This is a genomic window from Kordia algicida OT-1, from assembly GCF_000154725.1.
Classification (GTDB): Bacteria; Bacteroidota; Bacteroidia; order Flavobacteriales; family Flavobacteriaceae; genus Kordia; species Kordia algicida.
This window is the reverse complement of record NZ_DS544873.1, coordinates 633,310-647,728: the sequence shown is the minus strand read 5'-3', so window position 1 is coordinate 647,728 and position 14,419 is coordinate 633,310. Positions and strand designations below refer to the sequence as shown.

Here is a 14,419-nt window from a genome sequence, read left to right as displayed (position 1 = left end):
GTATGAGTTCGCAGAAAAAAGTCAAACTAAAACAACATTTATCCATTGCTAAGATTGGAAAATTCCGATTCTGGCTGGGAGTTTTATTGGGTATTTTTAGTGCTGTTTTATTTTTCGGATTCATCTTTACCATCACAGAACTTATTGACTTTTTTAGAGTAATTCAGAGTTATGATTTACAACTAAAAGACGACAAACAGTTGCTATTTGAAAAACTGTTTCTATTAGCACTTTCCGTAGCTTTTGGAAACAACACCATGTTGCGCTTTTGGTTTTCCAGACCTACTAAATATCTGCATAAAACCTATAAATATACATCTCCGCGTGTGGTTAATTATGCACTTTTTATAGAATATGTCGTATTATTTGGTGCCATTAGTTTCATTACACGCTTCCTGTTATTTGCGCCGTTTATTGATTTGCATATTTTTAATGAATACGGTTATGTATTGTACTTATTTCCAGTGTATTTGTTTTTTATTGCTTGGACAGAAATTTCTCGATATGTAAAATCGCAACGTTGGATGCTAAAAACGTTTGCTTGTTGTATTGTGTTAGTGATATTATTAAGTTTTATAGATGTTTCTAAGTATAAAATTGGCGAAACTGCTTTTCAGAAAATGCATCAAGAAGAAATTGAATACCTAGAAAAAGAAGTCGAAAAAGCTACACGCGATTACAGCATTGAATTTTCAGAAGAAACCGTAAATGCCTTAAAAGAACTACGAACTAAACGCGCTTTCAACTTGCTAAAAAAAACCGAACTTGCTTTTAAAACTGAAGGGACAGTTTCGCTAGACACCATTATTTTTGAAAAAATACTAATTCACAACTTCAAAGGATATCATATAGACAGACGAGAATCGTATCAATATATTTTCCCGTTTCAAGTATATGAACAGTTACGAAAGGTTGATCCAAAATCTCCAGAAGCTACAGAATTGTTGAATATTTTAGCTGAATTCTATGAATTGAGTCTTTATTATCTAGATGCATTTGATGGTGGACAACAAAGTACTTTAAATGCTATTAAGAAATCAACAATGGAGAAAGCGAATTCGTATCTTGACCATTCTTATCATAATGCAGATTATAATTTCATGTACAATCAAACTTATTATCTTTTATATCATCTTCAAAAATTAGGTACATACAATCATCATCCACTTTTTGAGAAAGCTACTCCTTTTCCACCTGCAATATTGTTTGATTCTTGGGCAAAAGAGCATTTTCCTGAATTTAAAACATGAAATTTGTGTTGATTTGGTATCATTTTTGATACAATGTTTTTAATAAAATCATCAGTCATCAAAAAACTAATTCAACATGAAAATCATTTATCTAATAAGCTGTTTGGCAATCGTTTTTGCCTTTAGCAGTTGTAGTATCGAAGAAGACGAACCACAATACGAACTTACAGAAAGTCTAGTTGCGTATTATCCGCTTGACGGAAATACCGACGATTTGAGTGCCTATAAAATAAATGCACAAGCAAAAGGTGTTACTAAAACGTTTGACCGTTTTGGAAATGCCGATTTAGCTTATGCTTTTGATGGCGTAAACGATCATATTCGTATTCCTGCAAATGAACATTTGAATTTTACAGACGAATTTACCATTAATTTATGGTTAAAAACTGATGCGACACATTTGCAACAAGTTTTATATAAAAATGTTTCAGATCAGAAGAAAATACAAGCAGCATATGGAATTTCTATCGGATATTCGCCATTAGAAGACGAAGAAGTTGTCACAAATGATATTATTTTTTCGATTGCACCTTACGGAATCTTGCACGAATTGCGAAAGTTTGATTATGAAAAAGATACTTGGTACATGATTACATGCACACTAAAAGGCGACACCATGTATTTTTACATCAATGGAAAACCAGCGATGATGAAATATATTAAAGGTGAAATTTCTACCTCAACCGCAGCGTTGTTGATTGGAAATGATGCCTCAGGAGAAAATCCGTTTAGCGGAAGTATTGATGATATCCGAATTTACAGCAAAGCAAAATCAACAGAATTTGTCTCGTTTTTATACGAGCAATAATTACATTAACATTGTAAATAAACAGAATGCGTATTGAAAAATGCGCATTTTTTTATGCAATATTCACAACAAAAAGTAAAATTGAATCCGTTTCTTTGTACAAACTAAAAAGTCTTTTAGTCAGCAACAAGAATTGCTTTTATCACACAAAACACAAATGAAAAAAATTACCTTTACACTACTCTATTGCTTTTTGACAGCAATATCTTTTTCTCAAAACAACACATTTGAAGACGGATTAAAAGCTTTTGATGCAAAAGAGTATATGACTTCTTTTGAAATTATGAAACCACATGCCGAAGCGGGAAATGCGGCGGCGCAGTTTATCGTCGGTTTTTGTTATTTCAATAAAGATTTGCTCATTAAAAACAATGCACTAGCGGAATCATATTTGTTAAAATCAGCAAAGCAAAAATACGGTCGCGCTATGGGACTTCTAGCGGTGCTATATTTTGAAAAAGGCATGAAAAAAGATTCAAAATATAAAATAGACGCGTTGGTTTGGGCTGAAATCGCTGCGGCTTACGATCTGATGCAAAAAAGAATGACCACAAGACATCTTATTAAATCGTATCTCTCTGATGAAGAATTGAAAAAGGTTGTACAAGTATTAAAAGAGAAGAAAAAAGATTTTGACAAGATTGATGTACAAGCATTTATAGCTTCATTACCAAAACCAAAATCTGATAAGTTAACCATTCCTAAAAATACTTTGGGATTGATGAAAGATCCTTATCGAGATTGGGTTTCAAGATGGAAATACGATCAGTTTGAATGTGACACCATTCATTATACGAAAAGTATTGATGTAAAAATCATCAATGAAACGATTGCAAAAATTGAATCTACAAAGGAATTTGAATTGTCTTCTTTGTATCGTGGAAAACACACAGAAAGCATCAAACTTACTTCCAAAGAAAAAGAATTTATCATTGAAGAACTCTCCAAATTAACGACGCATGAATGGGAAAAAGAATTGTTTCCATATTCCAAACGTTTGGATTCTCCAGAGGAAATTCAGGCGACTTTTGACATGATGGAAAATTTAGAAAGCGAAGCACAAAAAGGTAGATGCGCTATTGTATATACATTTTCAAAACCTATATTTTTACGCAACAAAACATTGGCGCTTTTTCTAGATCAGAAAAGATATCGGGGAAATTATACACAGTTAAATTTCAGCTTTTACAGTTTAGAATATAAACGTTGGCAAAAACTTTCTGGAGTATATCAATATTATGAAAGTAGTCCATAAAAAAGTACTTATTGACAACAAAAAAGCAGGTTTCAAAACGTTTTGAAACCTGCTTTTTGTATAAATTATATTGGCTGAAAATCCTGTTATTTTAACTCAATTCCATCAGATTTAATCACAATTTGTTGTTGTTTGTACAAGCTTCCAATGGCTTTCTTAAAGCTCTTTTTGCTCATGTTTAAACGTTCTTTAATCGTTTCAGGATCACTTTTATCGTGTAATGGTAAACTTCCGCCATTTCGCTGTAAAGCATCCAACACCACTTGTGCAGAAGGTTCAATATTTTTATAACCAATATGTTGTAGCGAAAGATCAATTTTATTGTCTTCACGAATTTTCTTCACAACACCTTTCAGTTTTTCTCCAAGTTTTAAATCTCTATATATTTCATCTTGATATACCAAACCTTTGTGTTTTTGATTGATAATCATTTCTACGCCTAAATCGGTAAATCGTGACACCATCAAATCTACTTCATCAAAACGTTCAACAGTCAATTCTTCATTGCTTAAAAACTTATTCGTTTTGCTTGAAGCAACCAATCGATTCGTTTCTTCATCCAAATAACAATACACAACGTACCATTTTCCTTCTTGCATATCGCGTGCTTGTTCTTTAAACGGAACAAACAAATCTTTCTCCAATCCCCAATCTAAAAAAGCGCCGTAATCACTCAATGCAGTTACGCGAAGTAATCCAAATTCGTTTACTTTCATGTAGGGTTTCAGTGTCGTTGTCACAGGTCGTTCATGGCTGTCTAAATACGCAAAAACACTCAGCTTGTCTCCTATTTCAAAAGAAGCAGGAACATATTTATTTGGCAACAAAATTTCATTTCCTTCCTCATCGCCCAAGAAAAGTCCTGGTGGCGTTTCGCGTAATATTTCTAATGTATTAAGTTGTCCTAAATGAATCATATATTAAAATTTGCTCTAAAGGTACGGTTTATCTCATGGTTTACAATGAACTCATCCTACTTTCAATAAAAAAACGCCATCCAGATAAGAGATGGCGTTTTGAAAGGGATTTAATAATAGTATTAAGTGCAATCTGATTAATTGTATATTGCCTGTTTTCCAAAGTGAACTGTTAGTAAATAATACACAACAGCTCTGTATTTTGATCTGTTAGAACGACCGTATTTTTCCATAACTGCATCGATTCCTTTGTCTAATTCTGGGCTATCAGCCAATCCTAATTTTTTGATTAAGAAATTGTTTTTTACCGTTGCTAATTCTTTTTCATCAGATCCTGAAACCGTTGAAGCATCTTTATTGTAAATTGCTGGACCACAACCAATCGTTACTTTTGTCAATAAATCCATGTCAGCAGTTACGCCACATTTATCCTTTAAATCTGCTGCATACTTTGCAATTAGCTCGTCTCTCTTACTCATAATTGTCGTTAAGTTTAATTATAAAAATTTGATTAATAATATCTGTTGTCAAAAGTAAATCAAAGACAGATATTCCTACTTTTCGGAAAAGACTTGTTATTTTTTTTCGTTGAAAAACTTAAAATAATCGATCAACGCACCATCGTTTTCAATTCTTGGGGTAAACACCTCTAAAATCTTAGGTTGTTTGCTAACATCATAAAAAGTTTGTAATGCCTTTTGAAGCGACATTTCATCAGTTGCCGTGAGATATTCAAAATGATACATTTCTGCCAATTGTTTTCCCGTGTGCGGATGAATGGTTTCAAAATACGTATCAAAGTTTTCCGTATTTTTATTTCCTGGCAAAATTCTGAAGATTCCGCCACCATTATTATTCACTAAAATAATACGGAAGTTTTTCGGAATGTAATTATTCCACAACGCATTACTGTCGTACAAAAAACTTAAATCGCCAGTAATCAATAACGTTTGTTTCTCAGCAACCACCGAAGTTCCAATGGCTGTCGAAGTGCTTCCGTCTATACCACTTGTTCCTCTGTTGCAAAACAATTCTATACTCGAATCAATTTCAAATAATTGTGCATATCGCACTGTGGAACTATTTCCTAAATGTAAAATTAACGAAGGTGGCAAAGATGCCAAAATTGCTTCAAAAGCTTTCAAATCTGTAAACTGAGCTTGTTGCAAATACACTTCATGCTTTTGTTGACGTTCTTTTTTGATGGCATTCCAAAAAGATTTATACGAACTTTCAATCGGCTTAGTTTGTGCAAAAAACAACTCAAAAAAATGATTCGGATTTATCTTAAAAAAATGTTCCAAACAAAAAAATGTGTCATACACTCTATTCTCGTGAATATGCCAATGATGCGCTGGTTGACGCTTCCGCAGAATTGCCTTGACTTTCTTTGAAACGATCATTCCACCAAGAGTCAGCAGTATTTCTGGTTGAAATTCGTCCAACATTGCTTCGTTTTTCTCAATCGGCAAAATCATCTGATCGATCTTATTAAAAAACTTATCGTCTCGTAAATTGGACGTGGTTTCCGTAAAAACCAAAACCGACGGATCATTCGCTAAAATTTCTAAATATTTCTTTGAAATAGTATGTGGTGGCAATGTTCCAACCAACACCATTTTTCGGGCAGAATTACTCCAAATAGCTGCTGCTTTTGTTATTTTTTCATGATCGATTTCTTCTTCCAAAACAAGCGATTGCACTTTAGGGAAAACTGTCGGTTCAGGTAACATTTCATACAAAGGTTCGTCAAAAGGCGCATTGATGTGTACAGGACCATTTTTTTCTACAGCTGCATTCAATGCCTGATTGATTTCTGCTTCGTTATAAGATTGTACACGTTGTTGCAACTCTTGTTCCATTTCTGCCGACAATTGATGTGTTTCTGACAAAATGGTGCGTTTGTGTGTAATGTCTTGTTTTAAATTTGCTTCGTAATTAATGTGATTTTTGAAGATATGTTTCTGTCGAATCGTTTGTCCGTCACCAACATCAATCAAGTATTCGGGACGATCTGCAGAAATTACCACAACAGGAATGTTGCTGTAATACGCTTCCGCAATAGCGGGATAATAATTCAACACTGCCGAACCTGATGTACAAATCACTGCAACAGGTTTGCACAATTGCTGTGCCATTCCTAATGCAAAAAAAGCGGCGCAACGTTCGTCTACAATACTGTATGCTTGAATTTTTGGATGCTGCGAAAAACTTAGTGTTAACGGAGCATTTCGCGATCCTGGAGAGATCACTACATGGTTGATACCTTTGGCAATACAAAGCGAAACTAAGGTTTGCGCTAATGGGATTTTTGAGTACATCATTTGTCTAGCAAAAATACAATTTTCACAATATTTTTTACAATACTCGCTTCATTATTTGCGATTTTGCTACGGTTTCCTGCCATTCCAATTCAGGATTTGAATCTTTTGTAATACCGCCGCCAATATAAAGTATTCGTTTGTGGTGAGTTAACTGCATACAACGTAGATTTACATACAATTCAGAATTGGTTCGTACGGTTCTATACGCGCTGTTTTCTTGGTTTTTACGATTGCGATTTCTGGAGGTTTCTTTACGCATATTCAATTCGCCCAAATATCCAGTATAAAACGCTCGGTCGTAGTGTTCTTCTTGTAAAATAAATGCTTTTGCAGCTTCTGTTGGAAAGCCACAAATAGCTGGCGTTGGATGCAATGTTGTAATGATATCGCCAATATTTATTGTTGAAATCATTCTTCCTGAAATCATGGAACGCAAGTGTGCCAAACTTCCTGCTTGGTGCGTTTCCGCTTTGCTCACGGTAATGTTTGTTGTTATATCTTGTAATTTGTGTACAATATAATCGGTTACAATTTGCTGTTCTTCGATTTCTTTTTGGTTCCAAGGAATTACAGTATTTTCTTCAAATTTGCGCGTTCCTGCCAAAGACATGGTTGTAATGGTAGTTCCTGTAGCTTTTACCAAGGTTTCAGGCGTTGCGCCAGCCCACATTCCTACTTTTGGATGAAACCACAAATAGACAAACGCTGTTGGGTAAGTGTCTCGCAAACGTTCAAAAAGTACCAAGGGATTTGTTTCAGAAATAATTTCTTCTTTTCGCGATAAAACGATTTTTTTTATTTCAGAATTTTGAATCGTATCAACGCCTTTTTGCACTAATTGTACATGTTTTTTTTGCGCTTCCGCAGAAGGATGGAATGCTTCAATTGAAGTTTTGTCTTCCTGTAGACGATTTAATTCTCCCGATAAAATTTCATCAAAAGGAATAAGAATGGTTTGTTTTGTAGTATCAAATGGCGCAAATACAAATCCGCTTTCGGTAAAGTCTGAAACTGTATGCAACAGATCGTTTTTTTGTAAGATAACGTTCGTCAATAGTGCATTTGGCTTCCGATACGCCACAAAAGGAAGTTGTTTTTGGATATGATTTGATAACCTGTCAAGCATGAAAAACGTTATTTTGCTAACACAATGGTGGTCAATTTACACAACGAAATTAAATTTCCTGTTTCATCTTCTATTCGTATTTCCCAAAGATGTGTGGTTCTTCCTTTGTGAATTGGTCTCGCTGTTGCAAAAACTTCGCCTTCTCGTTTACTTTTGAGGTGATTTGCAGAAATTTCCAAGCCTTTTACTTTGTACTTTTCAGTATCAATAAATAAATGTGAAGCCGTACTTCCTACAGTTTCTGCCAACGCCACTGTAGCGCCACCATGTAAAATACCTTGTGGTTGATGTACACTTGAATTTACAGGCATTTTTGCTGTTAAAAAATCTTCTCCAACATCTGTATACGATATTTGCAAAGTTTCTAATAAAGTATTTGGTACTATTGCGTTAAGTTGCTGTAGGATTGCTTCTTTATTTAAATTCATTTGATATATTTATAGAATCGTAACAAGTATTTTCGCTGTCATACAAAAATACAAAACCCGAAGCATAATATATACCAATGGAAGAAAAAGAAATCGCCTACCAAATTACCAATACTTATTCTACAATGAACAAGTTGACCTCAAAAACTAAGAATGTGTGGTTGGTTTGTCACGGAATTGGCTTTTTGAGTCGTTATTTTATCAACTATTTTGACGAATTGAATCCTGAAGAAAATTACATTATTGCACCACAAGCTTCTTCAAAGTATTATTTAAAGAACGAATACAAACATGTTGGCGCAAGTTGGTTGACAAAAGAAAATACAAAAGCTGAGATAAAAAATGTGATGGCAAATTTGAACGCTATTTATTACGCTGAGCAAATTCCTGCAGATGTAAAGTTCTTTGTATTGGGTTTTTCGCAAGGTGTTTCTGTAGCAATGCGTTGGGTTTCGCGTTTTAAAATTCCTTGTGATAAGTTAATCATTTACGCAGGAAGTATTCCAACAGAATTAACTCCAAACGATTTTGCATTTATCAATCCCAAAAAGACAAAAGTGCTAAATATTGTTGGTTTGCAAGACGAATATTTAACCGAAGAACGCATGCAACAAGAACACGAAAAGATGCAATTATTATTCGGAGACAATTATACTTTTAAGACCTTTCAAGGAACACATCGCGTATCAAAAACAGCTATTAAAATGTTAACAGAATCATAATTTTTAACGAAGTTACGTACCTTTAGTAAGGCGATCACGTAACAAAAATTGTGTTATTCTTTTTAATTTTACAGTGTAAAAAAGAATATTACTGAGCAATTATTTAGTTTTTTCCTAAAAAACCTAGATTAACTCATTCTCATCTAAAATAACCAATCAACCAATCCAAGAAAGCACAACTTTTAACTGTTGTGCTTTTTTCATGCACCTAATTATCAATACTTAAGGCAAAAAAATCATTTTACCGATATACTATTTATATACATTACATTTTATAAAAACCGAGTTACTTATTTGAAAACAATTTACTCCTGCCGTTTTTTTTGTTTTCTTTGTAGGCTATGATAGCTCCAACTACTCTTAAGAATACTTTAAAAGAATATTTCGGATACGATACTTTTAGACCGTTACAGGAAGAAATTATCAATTCTATTTTTTCTGGAAAAGACAATCTTGTCATCATGCCAACTGGTGGCGGAAAATCAATTTGTTTTCAACTGCCTGCCATTTTATTAGAAGGACTTACAATTGTAATTTCTCCTTTGATTGCTTTGATGAAAGATCAAGTTGACGGATTGACCACAAACGGAATTGCTGCAGCCTACTTGAATAGTAGCCAAACAGAAATTGAACAACAAGCTATTTATAGTGAAATTGACGCTGGCAAAATCAAATTACTCTATACTGCACCTGAAAGTTTATCGTATTTGGAACATATTTTTAGCAGTCAAAAAATAAGTTTGATTGCTATTGATGAAGCACATTGCATTTCTTCTTGGGGACACGATTTTCGCCCAGCGTATACAAATCTTGGTTATTTAAAGAAGCGTTTTCCAAGCATTCCTGTGATTGCCTTGACCGCAACAGCTGATAAAGCTACACGGGAAGATATTGCCAATCAGTTAAACATTCCGCATGCGAAACAACATATTGCCTCGTTTGATCGGAAGAATTTAAAATTGGAAGTTCGTCCTGCGAATGATCGTGTGAAACAAATCATCAGTTTTATAGACGAGCGTCCAACTGAAAGTGGAATTATTTATTGTTTGAGTAGAAAAGCGACAGAAACTGTTGCTGAGAAACTACAAAATGCCAATATCAATGCAATTGCTTATCATGCCGGAATTGCACATACTAAACGTTCTAAAATTCAAGAAGATTTTATCAATGATACGTGTCAGGTAATTTGCGCAACGATTGCTTTTGGTATGGGAATTGACAAATCGAATGTACGTTGGGTAATTCATTATAATTTACCTAAAAATATTGAAGGATATTATCAGGAAATTGGTCGTGCTGGTCGTGACGGATTGCCTTCTAATACGCTTCTTTTTCATAGTTATGCTGATGTAATTCAGTTAAAAAAGTTTGCTGAAAGTTCTGGAAATGTCGAGGTCCAATTGGCAAAACTTGATCGGATGAAAGAATATGCAGATGCTTTAAGTTGTCGCAGGAAAATCTTATTGAGTTATTTTGGTGAATTAATTAGTGAAGATTGCGGAAATTGTGATGTTTGTAATAATCCACCACAGTTTTTTGATGGAACTATTATTGCGCAAAAAGCATTATCTGCCGTAGCGAGATTAAAAGGACAAGAACCGATTGGTACTGTGATTGATGTTTTACGTGGCGCACAGAATAGCGTGATTCAAGAGAAAAATTATCAAGAATTGAAAACATACGGAATTGCCAAAGATATCGCTTGGTTAGACTGGAAACAGTACATTACGCAACTTATCAATTTAGGGTATTTGGAGATTGCTTTTCATGAAAATAATAAATTGAAACTTACAGAATTTGCAAAAGATGTTTTGTTCCACAATAAAAAAGTAGATTTGGCAAATTTGGTGGCAACTAAAGAAATTTTTGAAGAACAGAAAATAAAGAAACCCAAAGCAAAGAAAAATTCGTTGTTTGAGCGTTTGCGACAGTTGCGCTATAAAATTGCTCAAGATGAAGATGTTCCTGCGTATCAAATTTTTAATGATGCTACTTTGCGTGAAATGGAAGCTGAACGCCCGATGTCTGACGAAGAATTTATCAGAATTAGCGGAGTTGGTCGTGTGAAAATGATGAATTACGGACACGATTTTATTAAAGAAATCATTAGCTTTTCCAAAGAAAAAAAGAGAAAACGTAAAGTTGATACTACAAAAAAAACCTATGAATTGTATCAACAAGGATTCTCGATAGAAGAAATTGCACAAGAACGGAAATTAGCGCAAACCACTATTTTTTCTCATATTTCAAAATTGTATGCGGAAGGAAAAGATATTGATATGCATCAGTTTATTGACAAACACGACTTGGAAGCTATTCGTAAAGCAAAAGAAACATTGGAAAATCCGCATGCACTCAAACCTTATTTTGAACATTTTCAAGAAGCTATATCATACGCAACTATTCGTGTTGGATTGACGATTTTGGAGAAAGAAGAAGCGTGATATTAAGTCTAAAAACAACATTTTTTATTAGAAAAAACTATTTACTCTACAGAGAAAAGTGATTTAATGTGAGTTCTATGCATGATAAACCTCAATAACACTTTTACAGAAAAAGTTCATTCCACAAAAAAAGCCTCTGAAAATACTTCAGAAGCTTTTATAAACTTTATACTATTATGTATTTAATCTTTTAAGGCGTAGAAGCCACAACTCCAAGCGTATACAATTGCTCTAGTGTTGGTGATTCACTTCCGCCTGCTGGTTCTAAGGTAATTCCGAAAGCTTCGGACTCGTTTGCGTTTTCCAAATCAAATACTTTATCAGTATCTGTCAAAAATTCGTCGATGGTTCCTAAACTTGTTGGTGTCAACGGATTCAGTTTTAATGACCACACCTGATATACTTTTCCTGGTGGTGGTTCTGGTAACCCTTTTAAATCTAGATATATACTATTCGATTTCTTATCCCAATATACTTTTGCATATGATTCTGGGGAAACTGCCTGTCCGCCAAGCGGAACAGAAATAATATCTTTTGTTCGTAATACCGAGAGTAATTCGTTTGCAGCCGTTAAATCATTATTAGCTTCGTAAATTTTCTCTTTTAGCGATTCTCTTTCGGCTCTTACAACTTCTATTTCAGATTCTAAACTATTGTTTTGCACTACAGAGAATACCAAACCAGCCGCAAAGATAATAGCAGCAGCCCAACCAACATATAAGAAAATTTGATTTCGCTTCGCTATTGGAATCACTTTTGGTTCATCATCCGCATCTTCATCTGTAAGATTCAATTCTTCCTTAATCGCTTCAAAAATGGCAGATGTATCTTTATTTGCCATCGCGGCAGCTAGTGTCGTGATCGCATTCTCGATAGAAAGTACTTCTTTTGTTACTTCTGGATGTTTCAGCATCATTGCATACACTTCTTCATTTTCTTCCTCAGAAAGTGCTCCTGCAACATACAGTTCTAAAATTCCAGATGCTATGTATTCATTAATATCCATTATACTTCTAATGCTTTTCTTAGTTCCTTAATACAGTTTCTATTTCTAGTTTTGACCGTTCCTAAAGGAATTTCTAATGCTTCTGCAGTTTCTTTTTGTGTGTAACCTTTAAAATAAATATATTGTACTATACGTTTACACTTTTCAGCAAGTTTCCCTACATATTTTTTAATACCGATGGCATTAGTCTTTTGATCTAAACTATCATTTGTTTCTATACTATGTACGAAAAAATCAACGTCCAGGTTTTGTTGTGCATTCTTAAAAGATTTTGAACGCACTTTATCAATTGCAGCATTCCTAGCTATATTGAGCAACCACGTAAAAAAACGTCCTTTTTTTGAAGTGTAAGATTCTGACTTATTCCACGCTTTTATAAATACATCTTGTGTTACTTCCATGGCAACATCATCATTTTTAACAATATTGTTAATCACTCCAAAAATACTATCATTATACATAGCATATAACGATTCGAAAGCTTTTGCATCTTTATTTTTAAATTTTTTGATGAGTAGTTCTATTTCCATGTACGTATTATTTAAAAGGTATAAATGAATATTTGTATAACTTGAGCATAAAAATATACCTTTTCCCACAAATTCATGTGCTCAATCGATTTAAAAATGTTTGCATTTGTCATTCAAAACATTTTCTTAAATAAACAAAAAATAATTAAACTCTACCCTTTAAAGCATTAAAAACCCATGCTATGGCAAAAAATCCGATACCGACAGCAGCAAATCCGTAACCTGCTACTTCATTGTAACGAAAAGCGCCAAGTGCTATTAAACCTATTCCGACCAATACCATGATAAGTGTTGCCCACGCTAACACTGTATTTTTGTTCATTCCCATAATTTATTTTCTTGGCGCATCTTTTATGTCTAGCTGCGTTCCTTCGCATCCATAAAAGTCAGGCTTTCGGCAGTCGCTCTCTGCGAGGAGCTTCAACAAATGCCTCAATCCTTTGCGCGCTTGTGAAATGCAAATATCGAATTTTTAATTCAAAAAGGAAAAATTTAACCTTCTCAATTCCAAATGAGTTCATCTTTACATTCCGTATTGAGTCAAAATTGAATCAAAATTTGTTTACATATAGATTCAAATGCTACGCAACTTTTTTAGTATCTTTCCAAAAAAATAAAAATTACACATCACCATTTTTAATTCTATTATGCAGTATAAATTTTCCCTATTACTTCTAAGTATATTTACATTATTTATTAGTTGTTCTACGACTAAATCTGTTTCAAGCAAGTCAGAAGCTCCAAAATTAGAAAAATCACTTTTGTGGAAAATTACAGGAAATGGTATCGAAAAACCTTCGTATGTATACGGAACTATCCACTTAACTTGCGATTATGTGTTTACAGAAAAACTCAAAAAAGCTTTTGATGAAACGGATCAGTTGGCATTAGAGATTGACATGTCTGATCCGAAATTGCAAGTAAACATGATGAAGTATATTTTTCTGGAAGATGGAAAAACAATTGAAAGTCTTTTAAATAAGGAAGATTACACAACGTTGGCGACATTTTTTAAAGAACAAACTGGTTTCGATTTAAAAATGTTCAACACTATGAAGCCGTTGGCAATTACCTCAACATTGACTACAAAAATGGCTACTTGCGATAGCGGAACAGCTTACGATACGGAGTTTATGAAAATTGCCCAAGCGCAAAAAGAAAAAATAATTGGACTAGAAACTATAGCCGATCAGATGAAGGTTTTTGATAATATTCCATATGAAGATCAATTGAAATCTTTGGTAGAAATGGCAGAAAAAGGAATGGAAAAAAGTAAAAAAGATTTTGAAAATATGACGCGTTATTACAACGATGAAGATTGGGAAGGTTTGCTCAAAGTTAGTGCAGAGCAAGGTTTGGAAGCAGATTTTCAAGAAAGCCTTGTAGATCAACGAAACCGAAATTGGATCCCATTAATTGTAAAAATGGCAAAAGAAAAACCTACATTTATCGGTGTTGGCGCCTTGCATTTACCTGGCGAACAAGGCGTAATTAATTTACTGCGAAAAGAAGGATATACGGTTGAAGCTGTACATTAGATGTTAGATCGCTGCGCTGTTGGATTCGCTTCGCGAATCAATTCAAGAATTTAAAAATTCAATGATTCAAG

Annotated in this window: 14 protein-coding genes; 6 read left to right on the top strand and 8 right to left on the bottom strand. The window is 34.0% G+C overall.

Translation table 11 applies throughout. The features are described 5' to 3' along the window. The first annotated feature begins 2 nt into the window (after positions 1–2). The 3 genes from KAOT1_RS02900 (at position 3) to KAOT1_RS02890 (ending at position 3,313) form a co-directional block, all read left to right on the top strand. Positions 3–1,250 carry a hypothetical protein gene (locus tag KAOT1_RS02900; RefSeq protein WP_007093195.1) on the top strand — a complete coding sequence of 416 codons (1,248 nt, stop codon included), beginning with the start codon at positions 3–5 and terminating at the stop codon, positions 1,248–1,250. 76 nt (positions 1,251–1,326) lie between these two features. Next, complete coding sequence (locus KAOT1_RS02895; protein WP_007093194.1) at positions 1,327–2,058, top strand: LamG domain-containing protein; 732 nt, start codon at positions 1,327–1,329, stop codon at positions 2,056–2,058. A 157-nt stretch (positions 2,059–2,215) separates the two neighbouring features. After that, positions 2,216–3,313, top strand: a complete 1,098-nt coding sequence (locus tag KAOT1_RS02890; RefSeq protein WP_007093193.1) for a tetratricopeptide repeat protein — start codon at positions 2,216–2,218, stop codon at positions 3,311–3,313. Positions 3,314–3,399: 86 nt separating this feature from the next. On the opposite strand, the gene KAOT1_RS02885 is transcribed toward KAOT1_RS02890, so the two are convergent. The 5 genes from KAOT1_RS02885 to KAOT1_RS02865 all read right to left on the bottom strand — a co-directional run bounded on the left by KAOT1_RS02885 (position 3,400) and on the right by KAOT1_RS02865 (position 8,108). Continuing rightward, a complete protein-coding gene (locus KAOT1_RS02885; protein ID WP_007093192.1) occupies positions 3,400–4,230 on the bottom strand; it encodes a CvfB family protein in 831 nt (276 codons plus the stop codon). Between the two features lie 137 nt (positions 4,231–4,367). Beyond that, on the bottom strand, positions 4,368–4,709 hold the full coding sequence (locus tag KAOT1_RS02880; RefSeq protein WP_007093191.1) for a DUF2853 family protein: 342 nt from the start codon (positions 4,707–4,709) through the stop codon (positions 4,368–4,370). 96 nt (positions 4,710–4,805) lie between these two features. Next, positions 4,806–6,554 (bottom strand): 2-succinyl-5-enolpyruvyl-6-hydroxy-3-cyclohexene-1-carboxylic-acid synthase, encoded by a 1,749-nt coding sequence (gene menD / locus KAOT1_RS02875; RefSeq protein ID WP_040559284.1) that lies wholly within the window; start codon positions 6,552–6,554, stop codon positions 4,806–4,808. A 34-nt stretch (positions 6,555–6,588) separates the two neighbouring features. Then, positions 6,589–7,680 (bottom strand): chorismate-binding protein, encoded by a 1,092-nt coding sequence (locus KAOT1_RS02870; RefSeq protein WP_007093189.1) that lies wholly within the window; start codon positions 7,678–7,680, stop codon positions 6,589–6,591. A gap of 8 nt (positions 7,681–7,688) precedes the next feature. After that, positions 7,689–8,108 carry a hotdog fold thioesterase gene (locus KAOT1_RS02865; RefSeq protein WP_007093188.1) on the bottom strand — a complete coding sequence of 140 codons (420 nt, stop codon included), beginning with the start codon at positions 8,106–8,108 and terminating at the stop codon, positions 7,689–7,691. A gap of 77 nt (positions 8,109–8,185) precedes the next feature. Here KAOT1_RS02865 and KAOT1_RS02860 point away from each other — a divergent pair, with 77 nt between their 5' ends. Continuing rightward, the gene (locus KAOT1_RS02860) at positions 8,186–8,830 is read left to right on the top strand and encodes an alpha/beta hydrolase (RefSeq protein WP_007093187.1); all 645 of its coding nucleotides are present in this window, start codon (positions 8,186–8,188) and stop codon (positions 8,828–8,830) included. 341 nt (positions 8,831–9,171) lie between these two features. Beyond that, positions 9,172–11,274 carry a DNA helicase RecQ gene (gene recQ / locus KAOT1_RS02855; RefSeq protein WP_007093186.1) on the top strand — a complete coding sequence of 701 codons (2,103 nt, stop codon included), beginning with the start codon at positions 9,172–9,174 and terminating at the stop codon, positions 11,272–11,274. A 190-nt stretch (positions 11,275–11,464) separates the two neighbouring features. Here recQ and KAOT1_RS02850 read toward each other — a convergent pair whose 3' ends face one another. The 3 genes from KAOT1_RS02850 to KAOT1_RS23290 all read right to left on the bottom strand — a co-directional run bounded on the left by KAOT1_RS02850 (position 11,465) and on the right by KAOT1_RS23290 (position 13,132). Then, positions 11,465–12,280 (bottom strand): anti-sigma factor, encoded by an 816-nt coding sequence (locus KAOT1_RS02850; RefSeq protein WP_007093185.1) that lies wholly within the window; start codon positions 12,278–12,280, stop codon positions 11,465–11,467. Then, the gene (locus tag KAOT1_RS02845) at positions 12,280–12,810 is read right to left on the bottom strand and encodes an RNA polymerase sigma factor (RefSeq protein WP_007093184.1); all 531 of its coding nucleotides are present in this window, start codon (positions 12,808–12,810) and stop codon (positions 12,280–12,282) included. The genes KAOT1_RS02850 and KAOT1_RS02845 overlap by 1 nt, the downstream gene beginning before the upstream one ends. A gap of 145 nt (positions 12,811–12,955) precedes the next feature. Further along, positions 12,956–13,132 (bottom strand): CAL67264 family membrane protein, encoded by a 177-nt coding sequence (locus KAOT1_RS23290; protein ID WP_085956371.1) that lies wholly within the window; start codon positions 13,130–13,132, stop codon positions 12,956–12,958. Between the two features lie 439 nt (positions 13,133–13,571). Between KAOT1_RS23290 and KAOT1_RS02840 the strand changes: the two genes are divergently transcribed. Next, a complete protein-coding gene (locus tag KAOT1_RS02840) occupies positions 13,572–14,348 on the top strand; it encodes a TraB/GumN family protein (protein ID WP_007093182.1) in 777 nt (258 codons plus the stop codon). Positions 14,349–14,419: the final 71 nt, after the last annotated feature.

Bases quoted from the DNA above. Each gene is read 5' to 3' on its own strand.
- KAOT1_RS02900 (WP_007093195.1), top strand. From the start codon at position 3: ATGAGTTCGCAGAAAAAAGTCAAACTAAAACAACATTTATCCATTGCT.
- KAOT1_RS02895 (WP_007093194.1), top strand. From the start codon at position 1,327: ATGAAAATCATTTATCTAATAAGCTGTTTGGCAATCGTTTTTGCCTTT.
- KAOT1_RS02890 (WP_007093193.1), top strand. From the start codon at position 2,216: ATGAAAAAAATTACCTTTACACTACTCTATTGCTTTTTGACAGCAATA.
- KAOT1_RS02885 (WP_007093192.1), bottom strand. From the start codon at position 4,230: ATGATTCATTTAGGACAACTTAATACATTAGAAATATTACGCGAAACG.
- KAOT1_RS02880 (WP_007093191.1), bottom strand. From the start codon at position 4,709: ATGAGTAAGAGAGACGAGCTAATTGCAAAGTATGCAGCAGATTTAAAG.
- menD (WP_040559284.1), bottom strand. From the start codon at position 6,554: ATGATGTACTCAAAAATCCCATTAGCGCAAACCTTAGTTTCGCTTTGT.
- KAOT1_RS02870 (WP_007093189.1), bottom strand. From the start codon at position 7,680: ATGCTTGACAGGTTATCAAATCATATCCAAAAACAACTTCCTTTTGTG.
- KAOT1_RS02865 (WP_007093188.1), bottom strand. From the start codon at position 8,108: ATGAATTTAAATAAAGAAGCAATCCTACAGCAACTTAACGCAATAGTA.
- KAOT1_RS02860 (WP_007093187.1), top strand. From the start codon at position 8,186: ATGGAAGAAAAAGAAATCGCCTACCAAATTACCAATACTTATTCTACA.
- recQ (WP_007093186.1), top strand. From the start codon at position 9,172: ATGATAGCTCCAACTACTCTTAAGAATACTTTAAAAGAATATTTCGGA.
- KAOT1_RS02850 (WP_007093185.1), bottom strand. From the start codon at position 12,280: ATGGATATTAATGAATACATAGCATCTGGAATTTTAGAACTGTATGTT.
- KAOT1_RS02845 (WP_007093184.1), bottom strand. From the start codon at position 12,810: ATGGAAATAGAACTACTCATCAAAAAATTTAAAAATAAAGATGCAAAA.
- KAOT1_RS23290 (WP_085956371.1), bottom strand. From the start codon at position 13,132: ATGAACAAAAATACAGTGTTAGCGTGGGCAACACTTATCATGGTATTG.